This window comes from Streptomyces sp. NPDC088725 (genome assembly GCF_044751305.1).
In the GTDB taxonomy this organism is placed as follows: domain Bacteria; phylum Actinomycetota; class Actinomycetes; order Streptomycetales; family Streptomycetaceae; genus Streptomyces.
In genome coordinates, this window is record NZ_JBIVLO010000003.1 from 143,040 (window position 1) to 161,245 (window position 18,206).

Here is an 18,206-nt window from a genome sequence, read left to right on the forward strand (position 1 = left end):
CGCGCGCACAGCCGCTCGTCCGCACCGGACCGGTCTGCGCCGCCCACCGGGCGTACGGCTTCACACCTGCGGACCAACGTGGGGGAAAACACGGCGCGCCCCTCGTTACGCGGCCGTAAGGTGTCGGACATGCAGGTCATCCAGTCGACGAAGCTTGCCAATGTTGGTTACGAGATCCGGGGTCCGGTGCTCGACGAGGCGATGCGGCTGGAAGCAGCAGGCCATCGCATCCTCAAGCTCAACACCGGCAACCCCGCGGCCTTCGGCTTCGAATGTCCGCCGGAGATCCTCGAGGACGTCCTGCGCAACCTCTCGTCGGCCCACGGCTACGGCGACGCGAAGGGGCTGCTGTCCGCGCGGCGCGCGGTGATGCAGCACTACCAGACCAAGGGCATCGAGCTGGGCGTCGAGGACATCTACCTCGGCAACGGAGTCTCCGAGCTGATCCAGATGTCGATGCAGGCGCTGCTCGACGACGGTGACGAAGTGCTCGTCCCGGCGCCGGACTATCCGCTGTGGACCGCGTCCGTCTCCCTGGCGGGCGGCACGGCCGTGCACTACCGCTGCGACGAGCAGGCCGACTGGATGCCCGATCTCACCGACATCGAGCGCAAGATCACCGACCGCACCAAAGCGATCGTGATCATCAATCCGAACAATCCGACCGGCGCCGTGTACAGCGACGAGATGCTGCTCGCGCTGACGGAGATCGCCCGCAGGAACAACTTGATCGTCTGCTCGGACGAGATCTACGACCGGATCCTGTACGACGGCGCCACGCACACCCCGACCGCCGCCGTCGCGCCCGATCTGCTCACGCTCACCTTCAACGGGCTCTCCAAGAACTACCGGGTGGCCGGCTTCCGCTCCGGATGGCTCGCGGTCTGCGGCCCGAAGGCGCACGCCTCCTCATACATCGAGGGCCTGACGATCCTGGCCAATATGCGACTGTGCGCCAATATGCCCTCGCAGCACGCGGTGGCCACGGCGCTCGGCGGACGGCAGTCGATCGAGGATCTCGTGCTGCCCGGCGGCCGGATCCTGGAGCAGCGGGACGCGGCGTACGAGCTGCTCACGCAAATCCCCGGCGTGACCTGCGTCAAGCCGAAGGGCGCGCTGTACCTCTTCCCGCGCCTCGATCCGAAGGTCTTCAAGATCAAGGACGACCGCGAGATGGTGCTCGACCTGCTGCGGGCCGAGAAGATCATGGTGGTGCACGGCACGGGCTTCAACTGGCCGGAGCCCGATCACTTCCGGATCGTGACACTGCCCGCCGTGCAGGACCTCGTGGACGCGGTGACCCGGATCGGTACGTTCCTGGACGGTTACACACAGCCGTGACGCGCGGCCGTGCGTAGCGTCCACCCCGATCGCGACAGCCCTCAACTTTAGACTGGTTCCAAGGTAGGATGGTCTCCTGTCCACGTGCAGGAGGCCGTCCCATGTACGAACCGATCCGCACCAAATCGGTCCAGTCGACGGCCGGCGCCGACTTCCCCCACCGCACCCGCGAAGAGGAACTGGACACCCAGCTTGCCGGACACCTCTCCGGACTCCTCACGGTGACCGACGAGCTCGGCCTCGGTGAGACCGCGGAGCGCATCGCTCAGCAGCTCACCCGGCTGCGCGGCACACCCCCGGCGCGGCACACAGCACCCACCGGAGAGGACCGCCCCGAACTGCACCGCCGCGCCCTGGCCCTCGCGGGCCGCGCCCTGGTCGTCGCCGCCTCCCGCGCCGACACGGCGTCCGCGATACTCGCCGCGGAATGCATGGACGCCCACACGGCAGCCCTGAACACGCTCCAGACCTCCCGCCTGATCACCGCCCACTGAGCCATGCCGGCCGGCGAAAAGGGTTCTGCCAAAAGGCAATTGAAGGATTCTGTTCGGCGGCCCCCATGACCGCAGGGCTGGTAGCCCAATACCGACAGGGAATCGGCACTGGCGAAAACAAGAGCGCCTTCGATAGCGTCGACGTACATGTCACCGCGCCTGCCCCGCCCGGAGTCCCAGTGAACCGCCGCTTCCAACCGGTCACCGCCGCACTGACGACGGTGGCCTCACCGTTGCTGAGCACAGGCGGCGACAGCGCCGACGTGCGCCGCACTGCCCCGGACACCAGGGCCGATCCGACAAGATCGACCGGACACCACCCGGCCGATCCACGCACCACAGGGGGTCAACTGCCGTGAGCGATCTGCGGATAAGCGGAACGATCTTCGAGGACCTGAGGAAGACGTTCTCCAGCATCTCCGACCGCATGGCCACCGCGCGCCGCACGGTCGGCAATACGGACGGCTCGGTCGTCGGCGAAGCACAACTCGTCGAAGAAGTTCACGACTTCGCCGATGAATGGAAATACGGCATCAAGCAGCTCGGCAAGCACACCGAAAACGCGGTCAAAATGATTGACGAAATCGGTAAGACCTTCGACAAACTGGACCAAGAACTCGCCGAGACCCTGAAGGTCCCGAAGAACAAGACGGGCAAGTGACATGACCCGCCCCCCACTCCCGAGCATCGGCTGGGACCCCACCCCCGGCGACGTGGAACAGACCCGCCACCTCGCGCGGACGCTGGGCGGCCTGGCCGGCGAACTCGGCACGGCTCTGCACGAGTTGGAACAGATCGAATGCGGAGCGTGGAAGGGCAAGACGGCACTCGCCTTCACGCATCACATCTCGACCGACGTCACCCCGCTGATCCGCAAGAGCCACGACTCCTTCGAGAAAGCCGCCCGCGCCCTGAACCGCTGGGCCGGACAACTCCAGGAATTCCAGGAGGAGGCCAACAGCCTCGACAAACGCGCCGGAACCGCACTTGAGGCCAGAGCGGAGGTCGAATCGAGGGAGGGGGACCTCGGCCCCACCTCCATGGCAGTCCACAAAATAACTGGCGAAGTGTACGAACTGATGGACCGCTACAAGGCGGCCGCCGCGCTCATCAGTAAGGACCTCGACAAGGCCGCGAACATCGCGCCCGACGAACCCGACTTCTGGGAAAAACTGGTCCACGGAGTCTCGGAGGCGTGGAATGCGACGGGCCAGTGGATCAAAGACCACGCCGACATGATCAAACTCGTCGGTGACCTGCTGAGCGACCTGACCGGTGTCCTGGCTTTCCTGGCCATCGTTACGCTGCCTTTCGAGCCGCTGGGGGCTATTTTCGGAGCGGCCGCGCTCCTCACCAGCGGACTGGCCCTCCTCTCCCACTCAATCGCCAAAGCCGCCGGCGCCGACGTCAGCTGGATGACGATGGGGCTTGACTCACTGGGGCTCCTGCCGGGCGTCGGGGCATTCAGCAAGGGAGGCGTAGTCGTGGCGAAGACCGCCAACCTTGCGAAGACAGCGGAGAGTTTCGGCAAGGGTTTCACTGGCGCAGTGGCATCGGGCCGTAATCTGATGGCTTTCGGCCAAGCCGCGTCGGCGGTACGGGGCGGTCGCGCCGTTTCCGCCTTCGGTAAGACCGTCACACTCTGGGGGACCAAGGAAGTCGGAGTGATCAGCCATGAAAGCGCGACGATGAACCGTCTGGCCGGGGTCGCCCAGAAGGGATATCACCGAGGTCAGACTCTTGGCACCAAAACGTGGAACCTGCTCAGCCCCGAGAGACTGGCTGTCGACCCACTCGGAGCGCGCGGCATCGCCTTCGACGCCACGCTCAAAATCGCGCCGAAGTTCCACACCATCTCGCAGCACATCGGAGAAGCCGTGAATCCCGGTGACCGCTTCAATCAGTCAGCTGCCTCACATTGAGAGTCTCTCCATGACCGCATGGCAACCAGAATCCGGTGAGACGGTTCTCTCCCGCGACAAGGTGATCTTCGCGACTGGCGTCGCCGCCAGGGTCGCCGGGATGCGCTGGTTTCGCGACACCGAGCGAAACGATATCCAAGACGAACTCACCGGCTGGCCTGAAGGCCCGCAGTTCACACGGCGGGCGGAGGAAAAGAAGCGAGCACGGGCGAAGAGGGCGACGGGATTCACCCTCAAGGCAGCGTTCTATCTGGTCGTCGGGATTCTCGAGAATCTGGCCGGTTCAGGGAGCGTCGTCAAGGGCCCGAGTACATTGGGACCTCCCAAGGATCCCGAGAACGAGGTCGAGGACTTCCCTGTCATGTGGGCTGGACCAGGGACCCTCGCACGCACCTTGCCCTGGCAGCTCGACCCTGCACGCTGTCCGGAGAAATACCACGTCGAGGCAGTCGTCACCGACCGCCGGCTGGTCGTCCTGGGGATCAGCGAAAGCGAGGCCGACCGGGAGGTGAGTCTCTGGACAGTCTCACGCACGGATATCGACGGCGCAGAAGAGATGCCGTTCAGTAACGTCGGAATGGATCTTAAAATCAGGTTCACGGACGGTTCATGGTGCAGACTCGCACCGCCTTCTGCGGAAGTAATCTGGACGTTTCCGAGATATCTAGCCTTTGATTTCGAACTGGTCCGCCTTGACGGGCTTTCACTCGGTCAGCGGAACAGGGTGTCCGACCTGAACAGCAAGTGGAGATTCATCGGCAATCCCGTAGTGACCCGCCGGGCGAGCGGAAACTATTTGATCGATGCCAAGACTGACAGTTCCCTCGCCCCCAACGGCGCCGAATCCATGTTCAGAGCAATGGGCGCGAACGGTGAAGACGTACGGTTCAAACCCGGCGACTTCTAACAGAACGGTAGCCCTGAATGACAATCCCCGCCGGAAAGAGTCCACTTGCTGAGCATGTGGACGGCGGCATACCGCCCATGACTTTCGCCACCCCCGACGGATTCTTCGCCCTGCCCCTCGCCGCCACCCCCGAAGAACGCGCCGCCCTCGCCGACGCCTTCGTACGAGAGCTCTACTCTCGCGGCGACGAGTCTCTGTGGGCTCCTGCCGCCCCTTACTACGCCGCCATCGCCAAGTACATGGGCGACAGCGGGCTCTCCTACTCGGCCATGGGGCTCTTCGCCACAGACGAGGGCGGTGTCGCGCAGTGCGCCTTTACCGTTGCCGCTGTCGAGACCGAGCAGAGCGATCCCGACGTAGCCGCACAGGGCACCCTCGCCGTCCTCCGTCAGGATCCCCTGAATGACGTCCGGTGGATCGATCTGCCGTGTGGTCCTGCTGTTTCGTGCATCACGCTGCGGGAAGTGGTTCTCGGCGCCGAAGTCACCGCCGACGGTGAGGAGTCCACTCTCCTCACCGGACAGATCCAGGTTCACGCCCCCTTCCCGACGGCTCCGTACACCGCGGTCTTCACACTGCACACCGCGTCGACCGAGTACTGGGGCGAGTTCTGCGACATGACCGCCGCCATTCTCCGGACCGTCGACTTCCCCGAAACGGAGTCCGGCCTCTGATCCCGGTGCGGCGGGGGGAGGCGTGGAAGACAGAGAAGGCAGGCCCCGGAGCCATCGTTGAGAGAGGGCTCCGGGGTGCGCGTCAGCCGAGGCGGTTCACCAGGGCTCGGTATTCGTCCCAGAGTTCCTTCGGGGTGTGGGTGCCGAAGGTGTTCAGGTGGGCGGGGATCAGCGACGCCTCCTCGCGCCAGATGCCCTTGTCGACCGTGAGCAGCAAGTCCAGCTCAGAGTCCGAGAGTTCCAGGCCCTCGGTGTCCAGGGACTGCCTCGTGGGAAGGATGCCGATCGGGGTTTCCACGCCGTCGGCCTCGTTGTCCAGGCGTTCCACGATCCACTTCAGCACGCGGCTGTTCTCACCGAAGCCGGGCCAGACGAAGCTGCCGGCCTCGTCCTTGCGGAACCAGTTCACGTAGTAGATCTTCGGCAGCTTCGCCGGGTCCTTGCCGGCGCCGACCTTGAGCCAATGCGCCATGTAGTCCCCCATGTTGTAGCCGCAGAACGGCAGCATGGCGAACGGATCGCGGCGCAGTTCGCCGACCTTGCCCTCGGCCGCCGCCGTTTTCTCCGACGCGACGTTCGCGCCGAGGAAGACGCCGTGCTGCCAGTCGAAGGACTCGGTCACCAGCGGCACGGCGGAGGCGCGGCGGCCACCGAAGAGGATCGCCGAGATCGGGACGCCCTTGGGGTCCTCCCACTCCGGCGCGATGATCGGGCACTGGCCCGCGGGGACGGTGAAGCGGGCGTTGGGGTGGGCCGCCGGGGTACCGGACTCCGGGGTCCAGTCGTTGCCCTTCCAGTCGGTGAGGCGTGCGGGCGGCTCCTCCGTCATGCCCTCCCACCAGACGTCGTTGTCGTCGGTGAGCGCGACGTTTGTGAAGACCGAGTTGCCCCACATGGTCTTCATGGCGTTGGCGTTGGTGTGTTCGCCGGTGCCCGGCGCGACGCCGAAGAAGCCGGCCTCGGGGTTGATCGCGTAGAGCCTGCCGTCCGCGCCGAACCGCATCCACGCGATGTCGTCGCCGATGGTCTCCACGGTCCAGCCGGAGACGGTCGGCTCCAGCATGGCGAGGTTGGTCTTGCCGCAGGCCGAGGGGAAGGCGGCCGCGACGTACCTGGACTCGCCCCGCGGCGGCGTCAGTTTGAGGATCAGCATGTGCTCGGCGAGCCAGCCCTCGTCCCGGGCCATGACGGACGCGATGCGCAGGGCATAGCACTTCTTGCCCAGGAGCGCGTTGCCGCCGTAGCCGGAGCCGTACGACCAGATCTCGCGGTCCTCGGGAAAGTGCGAGATGTACTTCGTCGGGTTGCACGGCCACGGTACGTCGCTCTCGCCCGGCGCGAGCGGCGCGCCGAGGGTGTGGACCGCCTTGACGAAGAATCCGTCGGAGCCGAGTTCGTCCAGGACGGGCTGGCCCATGCGGGTCATGGTGCGCATCGAGACCGCGACGTACGCGGAGTCGGTGAGCTCGACGCCGATCGCCGAGAGCGGCGAGCCGAGGGGGCCCATGCAGAAGGGCACCACGTACAGGGTCCTGCCGCGCATCGCGCCGCGGAAGATGCCGTCCTCGCCGGCGAAGATCCGGCGCATGTCCGCCGGTGCTTTCCAGTGGTTGGTCGGGCCCGCGTCCTCCTCCTTCTCGGAGCAGATGAACGTACGGTCCTCGACGCGCGCCACGTCGGAGGGGTCTGAGGCGGCGTAGTACGAGTTCGGCCGCTTGACGGGGTCCAGCTTCTTGAAGGTGCCGTTGGCGACGAGCGCACCGCACAGGCGCTCGTACTCGCTCTCGGAACCGTCGCACCATACGACCCGGTCCGGCTCGGTCAGTTCGGTGATCTCGTCCACCCAGGAGAGCAGCTCCTGGTGGTTGGTGGGGATGTCGCTGGTGAGGGGAGCCGCGATCTCGCGCGCCACGATTGCTCCTTGATGAGGGTTCTGTTGTTTTGTGCCCCTTGGGGGCTGCGACCCGGACGCTTCGTAGCCGCTCATCCGGTGCCGACCGCACTCATTTGATCATCCATCCGGCGCGCCCATATGTCCAGAGGGCCGCACACGTGAGCATCGCCACTGCGGGAGCGCCCCCTGCCGGACGTTTTGTACCGGAACGTAACCTACGGTGGCGTAGGTAGCATGAACCCATGACTTCTGCCGCGCCCGACTCGCCCGCGAAGGCCGCACCACCCGAAGGAGGGCCGGTCGAGATCGTGTTGCCGACGCCGGTCAAGCCGAAGCTGCGGGGCTGGCTGCACGCCGGGATGTTCCCCGCCGTGCTCGTCGCGGGCGTGTCCCTGATCGCCCTGACCGACTCGACCCGCGCCCGGATCGCCTGTGCGATCTACGTGCTGACGGCGTGTCTGCTCTTCGGCGTCAGCGCGATATACCACCGCGGTACGTGGGGGCCGCGGGGTGAGGCCGTGCTGAGACGGCTCGATCACGCCAATATCTTCCTGATCATCGCGGGCACGTACACGCCGCTGACCATGCTTCTGCTGCCCGGCGCCTCGGGCCGGACGCTGCTGTGGGCCGTCTGGGCCGCGGCCGCCGCCGGGATCGCGTTCCGGGTCTTCTGGGTCGGCGCTCCGCGCTGGCTCTACACGCCGTGTTACATCGCGATGGGCTGGGCCGCGGTCTTCTTCCTGCCCGATTTCATGCGCAGCGGCGGGATCGCCGTGCTGGTCCTCGTGCTGGTCGGCGGTCTGCTCTACAGCGCGGGCGGTGTGATCTACGGACTGAAGCGCCCCAATCCGTCACCGCGCTGGTTCGGCTTCCACGAGGTGTTCCACTCCTTCACCCTCGCCGCGTTCGTCGTGCACTTCGTCGGGATCGCGCTCGTGGCGTACCAGGCGCCCTGAGCCGCGAGCACCCTGACGACACCAGGTGCTCTGAGCTGCGGACGCCTGAGGCCCAATCACTTGAGGCTCGGGCGCCTGAGACCGTCCGGGACAGGGCCCATGTCCAGGGCCCCGGGCCCCGCGTCAGTTACCCGCCCGCCGTACGTCTCCCTTGCCGCACGCCGCACCGTCATGGTCCGGGTCGAGACGCAGCGGGTCGTCCTTGCCGTTGACCGCGAGGCGCCCGTAGTCGTTCGCCGCGAGCCAGTCGCAGCGCGCCTTCGTCGTCGCCGGAACCGCCGTCGGGAAGACGGTGGGTACGCAGACGTTCGCCGAGCCGTAGTGCCGGTCGCAGCCCGCGATCTGGCGACTGACCGGGGCCGAAGTCCGCTTCTGCTGCGGCTTCTTGGGGCTCTGCGCCAGCTTGCCCGCGAAGTCGTGCACATGGCCGGGCTCCGCGTCGGCGGCGAGGGCCGCCGGGCCGCCCAGATGGACCCATTGGGCCACGGAGGGCACGCCGGCCGCGTCCACGGCGAACAGCATGTACCAGCCGGGCGGCGCCAGATTGGGATTGCTGGTGACGTTCAGATCGATGTTGTTCCCGTCGACCGAGAGCGGCAGATCCACGAAGCGCTGGTTGGGATCGGAGGAGTGCGTCACAGCGGCCGGCCTGATCAACTCGGCCTTCTCGATGGGCCTGTCGACCGTGATCCGCTGCGTGTCTCCGTACAGCCACTGGCTGTCGATCACTGAAGTGATCTTCGGACGCGGGCCCTTGAGCAGATAGGGCGGGGTGTAGAGCGAAACCGCGTGGTTCCAGGACCCGTTGCCGGGATTGTCGCCCGTCGTCATCACCCGGCCGTCGGGCAGCAGGAACGCGGAGGAGTGGTAGCCGCGGGACTCCGGGTCGGCGGCGACCGGGTCGAAGGTCTCCGTCCGGGGGTCGAACAGGGACGCCTCGTAAACGGGGTTGGCGCGGTTGTGCAGTCCGCCGCCGGTCTCCAGCACCTTGCCGTCGGGCAGCAGCACGGCCGAGCCGTACATCTTCCCCTCCGTCCCGGCCTCCGGCCGCGGGCCGTCCCCGAGGTCGACGGTGCCCTGCGGCAGGAGCGGGCCCGGGGTGTACCGGGGGCTCGGGGCCTTGAGGTCGATGAGGTCGGTGAGCCGGTTCGCGTCCGGGTCGGAATCGACGTTGCCGCCGCCGATGGTCAGTACGCGCTGGTCCTGCGCGGGTGGCAGCAGCACACTGGCCGACTGGTCCCGCTCGTCCTTGTCCTGGAGCCCCGGGACGTCCGTGACGGTGTTCGCCTCGTAGTCGTAGACCGAAGATCCGGTCCCCGGCGTGCCGTTGCCGAAGACATGGCTGCCCGAGTAGAACAGCCGGCCGTCCTGCATCAGGATCATCGACGGGTACAGACCCCAGTACGACCAGGTCTGGTTGACCTGCGACAGCGGCAGCCATTTCTCCTGTTCCGCCGACCAGCGCTCGGCCGTCACCGATCCGGTGGAATCCTCGCGCAGGCCGCCGAACGACATGACGTCGCCGTTGCCCATGACCGTGGCCGAGGGGTACCAGTGGCCGTCATTCAGGTCGTTGGTCCTGCTGTACGTCTCGGTCACGGCGTCGAAGATGTACGAGTCCTTCAGGCCGCGGTAGCCGACCGTGCCGTCCGCCGTCGGATACGCCTCGTTGCCGCTCATCACCAGCACACGCCCGTCGGCCAGTTGGACGTGGCCGGAGCAGAACATGTCGTCGGGGGTCGGGATCGTACGGTACGTGCCCTTCTCCGGGTCGTACACCGCCGAGGTGAACGTGCCCGCCTCGAACATCTCCGGGTCGTTGCCCGAACCGGCGATCAGCAGCACCTTGCCGTTGTTGAGCACCACCGAGTGCATCGAGCGCACGGGGTTCTCCGTCGGCAGTACCTCCCACTTGCCGTCCGCGCACTCCTCGGCGGTCCCGGCGCACTCCGGCTGCGCGGGCGGCGGTGCGACCTCCGTCATCGCGTAGTCGTCGGTCGTCACGCTGCCCGTCCCGTACACGGAAACGCCCCAGGTGATCCGGTCGGTGCCGGGCGGTACGGCGGGCGTGCGGACCTCGGCGCGCTGGTAACCGGTGCTCAGATCAAGCGTCTTGAGGTCGGTCCAGTACTGCCAGCCGGCCGTCGTGTCGTGCCGGAAGAGGGTGATCGAGGCGTCCGGGGTCGTGGACTTGTACCAGAGGGAGAGGTCGTACTGACGGTCCTGCTCCACGTCCGGCGCACACTCCGCCGACTCCGTGATCAGTGTTTTACGGTCTCCGTCGACACGCCGGGACAGCGCGACCTTGAGCGCCTTCGCGCCGGTGTGCGCGTCGGCGACGGTGGTGAAGGTGAAGTCGTTGTCGCCCCAGCCGGACTGCTCCCAGCAGTACGGCATGTCCGTCGCGCCCCCGGTGCCGCCGCCCGTGCCCGCCGTTTCGAAGCCGGGGTTTTTGATCAAGTTCACGTCGGCGACCGCCGGTTGCTGCACGCTCAGCAGCAGTCCTCCGGCCAATGCGGCGACGGCCAGCAGGGCCGGCGTGCGCCGATGGCCGCGCCGGGTCCGTGACGTACGGAGGGAACTCACCGGTCGGTCCTTTCCGCGGCCTCCTGGGCCGAGTCGGTCGGCGGCAGTGTCCGCGCCGCGGCTCCCGTGCGTTCCGCGGGTCTCGTCCGCCTCGTACGCCCCACGCGCTTCGGCAGGTAGACCAGCGCTTCCGTGCCCGCGAACCGCAGCACGAACGTCGCCAGCAGCGCGGCGGCCGTCGCCGTCAGCACGCCCATCCCGAGCCGCGAGACGAACAGCGCGATGAGCGGGATGCGCAGCAGCAGATCGGCGTTGGCGAGTACGACGAATCTGCTCACCCGGTCCGCCCAGTGCCGGTGGATCCGTCTGCCGCGGAACAGCAGCAGCTCGATGAGGACGAAATTCCACAGCACACCGAGTTGGTTGGCCAGCACCTCGGCCGGGAGGTAGTGCACACCCGCGGCGGTCAGCCCGGACAGCGCGAGCAGGTTCGGAACGAAGCCGGTGAGCCCGATCAGTCCGAAGGCGAGCATCCGCGCGACGGGCGACACCGTACGCAGTTCCACCAGGTGCCGCAGGAAGCGCAGGCCTTCCCTCGCCGTCGACTTGGACTCACCGGCGAACCGGTCCCGGAAGACGAACGGCACCTCGGCGGGGCGCTCGGGCCGGCACCGTACGGTCAGCTCCAGCAGGATCTTGTAGCCGAGCGGGCGCAGCGCCGCGTCCGTGACCGCGCCGCGCCTGATCGCGAAGAACCCGCTCATCGGGTCGCTGATCCCGCGCAGCCGCCCCGGGAAGACCGCCTTGGTGAGCCATGTGGCCGTCCGGGACACCAACACGCGGTAGCCGCCCGCGAGTCCGGCCCTGCTGCCGCCCGGGAGGTAGCGGCTGGCGACGACGAGGTCGGCCGACGCGCGTTCCCCGGCGGCGACGAGGGCCGGGATGAGCGCGGGCGGATGCTGGAGGTCGGCGTCCATGACGACGATCCAGTCGGATCCGGCGGTCCGCAGCCCTTCCACCACGGCCCCGCCGAGGCCGCCCTCCGGTATCTCGCGGTGGATCACACTGACGGGGAACGGGCAGTCCTGCGCGGCGGCCGCGATCACCTCGGGGGTGTCGTCCGTGGAGTCGTCCACGAACACCACCTCGCAGGGCAGCCTGGCAGGCACCGCGTCGGTCAGCTGTCGCAGCAACTCGCCTACGTTGGCTGCCTCGTTGAAGGTCGGGATGATGACGGTGACGGCGCCGGGCTCGGCCACCGCCCCGGTCTCCAGCAGCGGATCACCGAGGGCCCCGGCTCCTGGACCGAATCCACGGCCGTCCCCGGAACCGGAACCAGATCCGGAACCGGAACCCGGTTCGGATTCGCGCCCGGACTCCGCGCCGGCACCCGCGCCCATGGGAGGAACGATGCTCATCGCCCGCCTCCCACGATCCGCCGGATCTCGATCCGGTCCTCGCCGTCCCCGAAGACGGCGACCGGCTTCGAATGGGCCAGCGCGTCACGGACGTTGGGCAGGTCGCGCGCGTCGCGCCGTACGGTCGGTGAGGCGACCACGTAGTCGAGGTCGCGCCAGCCGCCCGGCATCGTCTTCGTCACGGCCGGGTCGAGGTCTGCCTTGTAGAACCAGATGGCCCCGAGACCCGGTTCGTATCCGTCGTGCACGAGGTCCAGCCACAGCCCGTCGTCCACCAGGACACGGCTCGACGCGGGATCGGGCACTTCCGTCGCCATCCATGAAGCGGCGGCCCGGTACGGGGCGTTGGCGTCCGCGGTCAGCGCCGTGCGGTCGCCGTCGTACCACCGTGGCAGTGTGTATACGGCGGCCCCGGCGACCAGCGCCGCGAGCGCCGTCCACCGTACGGCCGTCAGCACCCGGCCCTCCCCGGCGCCGAGCCCCCTGCGCAGCACCGCGTGGGTCACACTGGCCACACCGCCCGCCAGCACCAGCGCCAGGAACGGCAGCGCCTGGATGACATACATCGCGGGCAGGTAGCCGGACGGACGCAGCGCGACGGCCGTGAGGACCACGACGGCGAGCGCGGGGCCCGCCAGCGCACGCGCGGTGACCGACCAGCGGAAGGTCAGCAGCAGCAGGACGGCTCCGGCGATGCCGCCCAGGGGCAGAATCCGGTCGTAGTAGAGCCAGGACTGGAGCACACCGTAGGAACCGCTGCCCGGGTCGAGGACGAAGCCGGAGCCGGGGCGGCTCATCTGGTACGTGATGCCCTCCCAGAGCGAGACGTGTCCGGCGCCCGGCACCAACTCCCCTTTGAGCAGGGCGAACAGCGGGTAGGCGAGGCCGATCATCGCGCAGGCCGTTATGGCGCCGGTGAGGGCGAACTTGCGGGTGTCACGGTGGCCGTGGCGCCACATCGTCACCAGCAGGGCCGGCAGGACGAGCAGCATCGTCTCCTTCGTGAGCACGCTCACGGCGCCCGCGAGTCCGGCTCCGAAGTGGTGCCAGAGGTCACGGCTGGGCGAGGCCGCGAGGCAGAAGGCGAGCAGCATCCACATCACGGCGATGTTGTCGAGGAAGATCTCCCGCTGGAGGACCACCGACAGCGGGGAGAGCCCGAAGAGGAGCATGCCCAGGCCCGCGGCCCAGCGCGGCAGCGCGAGGCGCCGGGCCAGGACGTACAGGAGCACCGAACTGGCAGCGCTGACCAGCAGCATCGCGAAGCGCATCGGTGCGACGGCCATCGTGTCGGGCGCGATGAGCGAGGGCAGCCAGGTGAGGCCGGCTATCTGGAGCCAGCCGAGCGGCGGATGGTCGTACCAGTACGTGTAGTGGGCTAGGCCCTTGCCCTGCTGGACGGCCCACGCCTGGGCGAGATAGGTGCCCTCGTCGTCGCTGAGAGCCGGGAAGTGCTGGATGTTCCAGCCCTGGACCAGCAGGATCGCGAGGAGCAGTACCCCGCACAGCAGCAGGTCGGGGCGCGAGGTGCGGAAGCGCACCAGAGGTCTGAGGGGGCTCGCGGGCCGGACGCGGGCGTGCCGTCGCTGCACGGGAACGGCCGCCGGCTGCTGCGTCGTCACCGCGGGAAGTGTGGAGGTCACGCGTGGATGTCCTCTCGGGTCAGATGCGCGCCGACATGACTGGTCAGTTCCCAGTCGCCGTGTCCCCGGTACTCGCGCCAGACGGCACGGATGGCCGCGCCCGCGAGAAGCACCTGATAGAAGGGGCCGCCGATGACGAGCTTGAGGTAGTGCGCGAAGCGGACCCGGAATCCGTACTGCTTGCCGAAGTCGTGGAGCCCGACGACTTCGAAGACGAAGGTGACCATGGCGGTCACCAGGGGCAGGAACGTCACGAACGCGATCCCCACCGGCACGTCGAGGAAGAGCGCGATCGCCACGTTGAGCGGGATGATCACGCCCGTGCATGCCTGGAGGAACGGGGTCATCAGGGTGTAGCGGGCGAGCAACCGCTGTCCGGGTGTGGCGAGTTGCTTCCAGTCCTTCTTGCGGTAGACCTGAAGGAAGCCCTGATTCCAGCGAGTTCGCTGTTTGAGCAGCGACATCAGGGAGCCCGGAGTCTCCTCGCGGGTCACCATGTCGGAGTCGTAGGCGACGACGACCTTCTTGCCTGCGCTGGACAGGCGTACGCCCAGATCGCAGTCCTCGGCGAGGCAGTCGGGGTCCCAGCCGCCCGCCTCGCGCAGGACGTCGGTCCTGACGAAGACGGTGTTGCCACCGAGCGGGATGAACCCCTTCTGCGCGTGCAGGTGCAGGCGACTGCGGAACCAGAAGAAGTATTCGAGGCAGTTGCGCAGGCTGTACCAGCTGGAGTGGAAGTTGATCAACTGGACGCCGCCCTGGACGACATCGGCGCCGGTGGTGCGGAAGGCGTGGTCGACGTGGGTCAGCAGCGCGGGGTGGACCTGGTCCTCCGCGTCGAAGACCCCGACGAAGTCGCCGGTGCAGTACGGCAGGGCGGTGTTGAGCGCCTTGGGCTTGTTCTTCGCCTCATGGGTGTCGGTCACGACCCTGACCCGGCCCGGGGCGCAGGCGGCGGCCCACTCCGCGACCCCCGCGGTCTCCGGGTCGTCGTGTCCGACGATGACGATGATCTCGAAGTCGGTGTGGCTGGACTCCAGCAACCGCTGAATGGTGTGTTCGAGCACGGCCTGTTCGTGCCGCGCGGGCAGGAGCAGGGAGAACGATCCCTCGCGACCGCCGTCCGGGCGGTCGAAGCTGGTCGACGCCAGCGTCTCCGGCGTGCGCCAGGCATGCATCTGCCACCACAGCGTGAAGGCCGCCATCCAGAAAAGCGCGAGCGAAACGGCAGCGATGAACACGGACGCGAACACACGGCCCCCCTTGGCCAGGGCTGAACCGTGACAGGCCCCCCGGCCGCCGCGTCGCCCGTCATCCCCCTGGGCGCACGGTACTCATGCGCCCCTGACCTTCCCCTTGTGAAGACAATAAGGGGAAGGTGTGTCGGCCAGTGGGCCGATTGGGTGAATGCCGTATTTCCGGCCGATTCCCGTCGCATCGCTTTTCGGCCAGATTTGGCCCCCGACTACCGGGAGACCCCCAACTCGCCTTGGAGGGAGGCCATTTCAGTGGTGGGAGCGGAACAGACGAAGCGCCGGCAGACATAGGCCGCGGCCCGGCCGTCCACCAGCGGGCGGTCCACCAGCAGCGGGAATTCGTCGCCGCCCGCCACCCCGGCGGCCACCACAGCGCCGGGCGCGGTCCCCAGCAGAGCCGTACGGTGCAACGCGGCCGCGTCCTTCGCGCTCTGCCCCACGACGGCGATCTCGCGCGGCCCGTCCAGCACCGCTTCCGCGACCGCGAGACCCCAGCCGGTGAAGCGCGGAGCACGCGGGCCCAGCGCCTTCACCACGCCCAACGCGGCTTCCGCGGCCGTACGGTGCGGTTCGGAGCCGGTGTGCGCGGCGTACGAGATCAGCGCGCCGGCGGCCGCCGTCCAGCCGGACGGCGTGGCGTTGTCCGTCGGGTCCTGCGGGCGGCGGATCAACTGCTCGGCGTCGTGCGCGGTGTCGAACAGAGTGCCGTTCTCGGCGACGAACTGGTCGAGCACGATGTCCAACAAGAACCCGGCGAATTCCAGCCACACGCCTTCGCCCGTCACCCCGGCGAGCGTGAGGAACCCCTCCGCGACATCGCCGTAGTCCTCGAGCACCCCCGCGTTCGCTCCGGTCCGGCCGTCCTTGGATGTCCGCGAGAGCCGGGCCGTACCGTCCATGTGAATACGTACGAGCAGATCGGCGGCCTCGGTGGCGCGCTCGATCAGATCCGGCCTGTCGAAGTACGCGCCGGTCTCGGCGAGCGCCGCGATCGCGAGCCCGTTCCAGGCCGCGACGACCTTGTCGTCCCGCCCGGGACGCGGCCGGGTCTCGCGCGCAGCGAGCAGGCGCTGCCGGACGGACTCGACGCGCCCGGCGTCCACCACCCCGCCGCCCTGCGGGAGTTGAAGCACGGAGGCGCCCTCCTCGAAGGTGCCTTCCTCGGTCACCGCGAAGTGGTTCGCGGCGAACTCCGCGTCCTCCTCGCCCAGCACCTCGCGTAGTTGCTCCGGCGTCCACACATAGAACGCGCCCTCGACGTGCCTGCCGCTGCCGTCATCACTGTCCGCGTCCAGCGCGGAGGCGAACCCGCCTTCGGCCGTGCGCAGTTCACGCACCATGAAGTCCGCGGTCTCCAGCGCCACCCGCCGCGCGAGAGCGGATCCGGTGGCCCGCCACAGGTGCGCGTAGACCCGGCACAGCAGGGCGTTGTCGTACAGCATTTTCTCGAAGTGCGGCACGATCCACTCACGGTCCACGGCGTACCGGGCGAACCCGCCGCCGAGTTGGTCGTAGATCCCACCGCGCGCCATGGCCTCAGCGGTGTCAGCGGCCATCTGGAGCGCGCCCTCGGCCCCGGTACGCGCGTGGTGCCGCAGCAGGAACTCCAGCACCATCGACTGCGGGAACTTGGGCGCGCCACCGAACCCGCCGTGCAGCGTGTCGTACTCCCGCGTCAGCCCGAGCAGCGCCTGCGCCAGCTCCGGTTCCCCCGGCACCCCGTCCCCGCCCCGCGCGAGCGAGCGCCCGGCCAGCTCCCGCACGATCTGCCCGGCGACCTCTGTCACCTCGCCGCGCCGATCGGTCCAGGCGGAGCTGACGCCCTCCAGAACCTGCGGGAAGGACGGCATGCCGTGGCGGGGCGCGGGCGGGTAGTACGTACCGAAGTAGAAGGGCTCCCCCTCGGCATTGAGGAACACGGTCATGGGCCACCCGCCCTGACCGGTGGCGGCCTGCACGGCCTCCATGTACACGGCGTCGACATCGGGCCGCTCCTCGCGGTCGACCTTGATGTTGACGAAGTGCTCGTTCATGTACGCGGCGGTCGTGGCGTCCTCGAAGCTCTCGCTCGCCATGACATGGCACCAGTGGCACGCCGAGTAGCCGACCGACAGCAGAACGGGCACATCGCGCCGTCGCGCTTCCTCAAAAGCCTCCGGCGACCAGGGCCACCAATCGACCGGGTTGTCGGCGTGCTGAAGCAGATAAGGCGAGGTCACACCAGCCAACCGGTTCATACGGCCCAGCCTCTCACGCCGACGCGGCCCTGCCGGTTCGGCCCGCAAGCCACCGCCCTACTTGGCCGATTTGCACTCATACGCCATCACGCGGTGAATGCGGATCGCCCCTTTTGCACCCAGTTCGCCCTGCGGATGCTGGAGGTTCCGCCCCGGCCCCAAGCTACTGCCCGACTGGAAGCGGGCAGTACGCTGAGTCGAGCAGTACCGCATCCTCGAAGGAGGTACCCATGACCGCCGAGATGGTGGCGCCCGCGTGGATGCATACGCAGATCAGCGCGGACCAGTACGACTCCTGGTCCGAGGAGCAGTGCGCCGGCATCGAGATCGTGGACGGGATGGTCGTCGTGAGCCCGAGCGCCTCCAAACGGCACAACCGGCTGGCTCGGCTCCTGGCCAATGCCCTGGACGCCGCCGCGGGCCCGGACTGGAACGCCGACACGGACTTCGACGTCCGCTTGCAGGACGTGCCGCTCACCAACCGCCGTCCAGACGTCACCGTGTACCGGGCGGAGACCATCGACCTCACACCCACCCGCCCCGAGCACGTCCTCCTGGTCGTCGAGGTCGTGTCCCCAGGGTCAGAAACCACAGACCGGATCGTGAAGGTGGACCAGTACGCCAAGGCCGGCATCCCCTTCTACTGGCGCATCGAGCAGGCCGCCACTGGCGTTCCGATCGTCTACACCTACGTCCTCGACCCCGCAAACAAGTCCTACCGAGACGGCGAGATCTTCACCGGCACCGTGAAAGCCACCGCCCCGTTCTCCGTCACGGCCGACCTTGGGGCCCTGTAAGCAACAAGGAATCGCCCGCACCCTCGCGCCTCCGACGTCCTGTGGACTAAGACATGTCCGCCACCGGGAGCCTCTGGGCGGCGGCCCCAGCTCGGCCCGGACCCCTCGTAGGCGGTCCGGGGGTGCAGAGCTTCAACCAGA

At 68.0% G+C, this 18,206-nt stretch carries 14 protein-coding genes; 8 read left to right on the forward strand and 6 right to left on the reverse strand.

What is annotated here, in order from left to right; translation table 11 throughout:
- Positions 1–129 precede the first annotated feature (129 nt).
- From ACIP6N_RS07650 to ACIP6N_RS07675, 6 genes are all read left to right on the forward strand, one after another.
- Complete coding sequence (locus ACIP6N_RS07650; protein ID WP_401813706.1) at positions 130–1,341, forward strand: pyridoxal phosphate-dependent aminotransferase; 1,212 nt, start codon at positions 130–132, stop codon at positions 1,339–1,341.
- Positions 1,342–1,442: 101 nt separating this feature from the next.
- Positions 1,443–1,835: a hypothetical protein gene (locus tag ACIP6N_RS07655; RefSeq protein ID WP_401813707.1), complete on the forward strand. Its 393-nt coding sequence runs from the start codon at positions 1,443–1,445 to the stop codon at positions 1,833–1,835.
- 355 nt (positions 1,836–2,190) lie between these two features.
- A complete protein-coding gene (locus ACIP6N_RS07660; RefSeq protein WP_401813708.1) occupies positions 2,191–2,496 on the forward strand; it encodes a hypothetical protein in 306 nt (101 codons plus the stop codon).
- A 52-nt stretch (positions 2,497–2,548) separates the two neighbouring features.
- Positions 2,549–3,757, forward strand: a complete 1,209-nt coding sequence (locus tag ACIP6N_RS07665; protein WP_401813709.1) for an enoyl-CoA hydratase/isomerase family protein — start codon at positions 2,549–2,551, stop codon at positions 3,755–3,757.
- A gap of 10 nt (positions 3,758–3,767) precedes the next feature.
- A complete protein-coding gene (locus tag ACIP6N_RS07670; protein ID WP_401813710.1) occupies positions 3,768–4,664 on the forward strand; it encodes a hypothetical protein in 897 nt (298 codons plus the stop codon).
- Between the two features lie 77 nt (positions 4,665–4,741).
- Positions 4,742–5,338, forward strand: coding sequence for a hypothetical protein (locus ACIP6N_RS07675; RefSeq protein WP_401813711.1), 597 nt, complete (start codon positions 4,742–4,744; stop codon positions 5,336–5,338).
- An 82-nt stretch (positions 5,339–5,420) separates the two neighbouring features.
- Here ACIP6N_RS07675 and ACIP6N_RS07680 read toward each other — a convergent pair whose 3' ends face one another.
- A complete protein-coding gene (locus tag ACIP6N_RS07680; RefSeq protein WP_401813712.1) occupies positions 5,421–7,250 on the reverse strand; it encodes a phosphoenolpyruvate carboxykinase (GTP) in 1,830 nt (609 codons plus the stop codon).
- 224 nt (positions 7,251–7,474) lie between these two features.
- On the opposite strand from ACIP6N_RS07680, the gene ACIP6N_RS07685 reads away from it, so the two are divergent.
- Positions 7,475–8,188, forward strand: coding sequence for a hemolysin III family protein (locus tag ACIP6N_RS07685; protein ID WP_401813714.1), 714 nt, complete (start codon positions 7,475–7,477; stop codon positions 8,186–8,188).
- A gap of 123 nt (positions 8,189–8,311) precedes the next feature.
- Here ACIP6N_RS07685 and ACIP6N_RS07690 read toward each other — a convergent pair whose 3' ends face one another.
- From ACIP6N_RS07690 to ACIP6N_RS07710, 5 genes are all read right to left on the reverse strand, one after another.
- Positions 8,312–10,702 carry a galactose oxidase-like domain-containing protein gene (locus tag ACIP6N_RS07690; RefSeq protein WP_401814392.1) on the reverse strand — a complete coding sequence of 797 codons (2,391 nt, stop codon included), beginning with the start codon at positions 10,700–10,702 and terminating at the stop codon, positions 8,312–8,314.
- A gap of 68 nt (positions 10,703–10,770) precedes the next feature.
- Positions 10,771–12,132 carry a glycosyltransferase gene (locus tag ACIP6N_RS07695; protein ID WP_401813715.1) on the reverse strand — a complete coding sequence of 454 codons (1,362 nt, stop codon included), beginning with the start codon at positions 12,130–12,132 and terminating at the stop codon, positions 10,771–10,773.
- On the reverse strand, positions 12,129–13,775 hold the full coding sequence (locus tag ACIP6N_RS07700) for an ArnT family glycosyltransferase (protein ID WP_401813716.1): 1,647 nt from the start codon (positions 13,773–13,775) through the stop codon (positions 12,129–12,131). Before ACIP6N_RS07700 ends, ACIP6N_RS07695 begins: the two co-directional genes overlap by 4 nt.
- Entirely contained in the window at positions 13,772–15,028 is a 1,257-nt protein-coding gene (locus ACIP6N_RS07705) for a glycosyltransferase (protein WP_401813717.1), read from the reverse strand. The genes ACIP6N_RS07700 and ACIP6N_RS07705 overlap by 4 nt, the downstream gene beginning before the upstream one ends.
- Positions 15,029–15,240: 212 nt before the next feature.
- Positions 15,241–17,268, reverse strand: coding sequence for a thioredoxin domain-containing protein (locus tag ACIP6N_RS07710; protein ID WP_401813719.1), 2,028 nt, complete (start codon positions 17,266–17,268; stop codon positions 15,241–15,243).
- A 230-nt stretch (positions 17,269–17,498) separates the two neighbouring features.
- Here ACIP6N_RS07710 and ACIP6N_RS07715 point away from each other — a divergent pair, with 230 nt between their 5' ends.
- Positions 17,499–18,065, forward strand: coding sequence for a Uma2 family endonuclease (locus tag ACIP6N_RS07715; RefSeq protein ID WP_401813721.1), 567 nt, complete (start codon positions 17,499–17,501; stop codon positions 18,063–18,065).
- The last annotated feature ends 141 nt before the right edge of the window (positions 18,066–18,206 follow it).

What these genes read in the sequence shown, in the direction of transcription:
- ACIP6N_RS07670 (WP_401813710.1), top strand. Translation starts at nt 3,768, where the DNA reads ATGACCGCATGGCAACCAGAATCCGGTGAGACGGTTCTCTCCCGCGAC.
- ACIP6N_RS07710 (WP_401813719.1), bottom strand. Translation starts at nt 17,268, where the DNA reads ATGAACCGGTTGGCTGGTGTGACCTCGCCTTATCTGCTTCAGCACGCC.
- ACIP6N_RS07715 (WP_401813721.1), top strand. Translation starts at nt 17,499, where the DNA reads ATGACCGCCGAGATGGTGGCGCCCGCGTGGATGCATACGCAGATCAGC.
- ACIP6N_RS07695 (WP_401813715.1), bottom strand. Translation starts at nt 12,132, where the DNA reads ATGAGCATCGTTCCTCCCATGGGCGCGGGTGCCGGCGCGGAGTCCGGG.
- ACIP6N_RS07650 (WP_401813706.1), top strand. Translation starts at nt 130, where the DNA reads ATGCAGGTCATCCAGTCGACGAAGCTTGCCAATGTTGGTTACGAGATC.
- ACIP6N_RS07685 (WP_401813714.1), top strand. Translation starts at nt 7,475, where the DNA reads ATGACTTCTGCCGCGCCCGACTCGCCCGCGAAGGCCGCACCACCCGAA.
- ACIP6N_RS07655 (WP_401813707.1), top strand. Translation starts at nt 1,443, where the DNA reads ATGTACGAACCGATCCGCACCAAATCGGTCCAGTCGACGGCCGGCGCC.
- ACIP6N_RS07675 (WP_401813711.1), top strand. Translation starts at nt 4,742, where the DNA reads ATGACTTTCGCCACCCCCGACGGATTCTTCGCCCTGCCCCTCGCCGCC.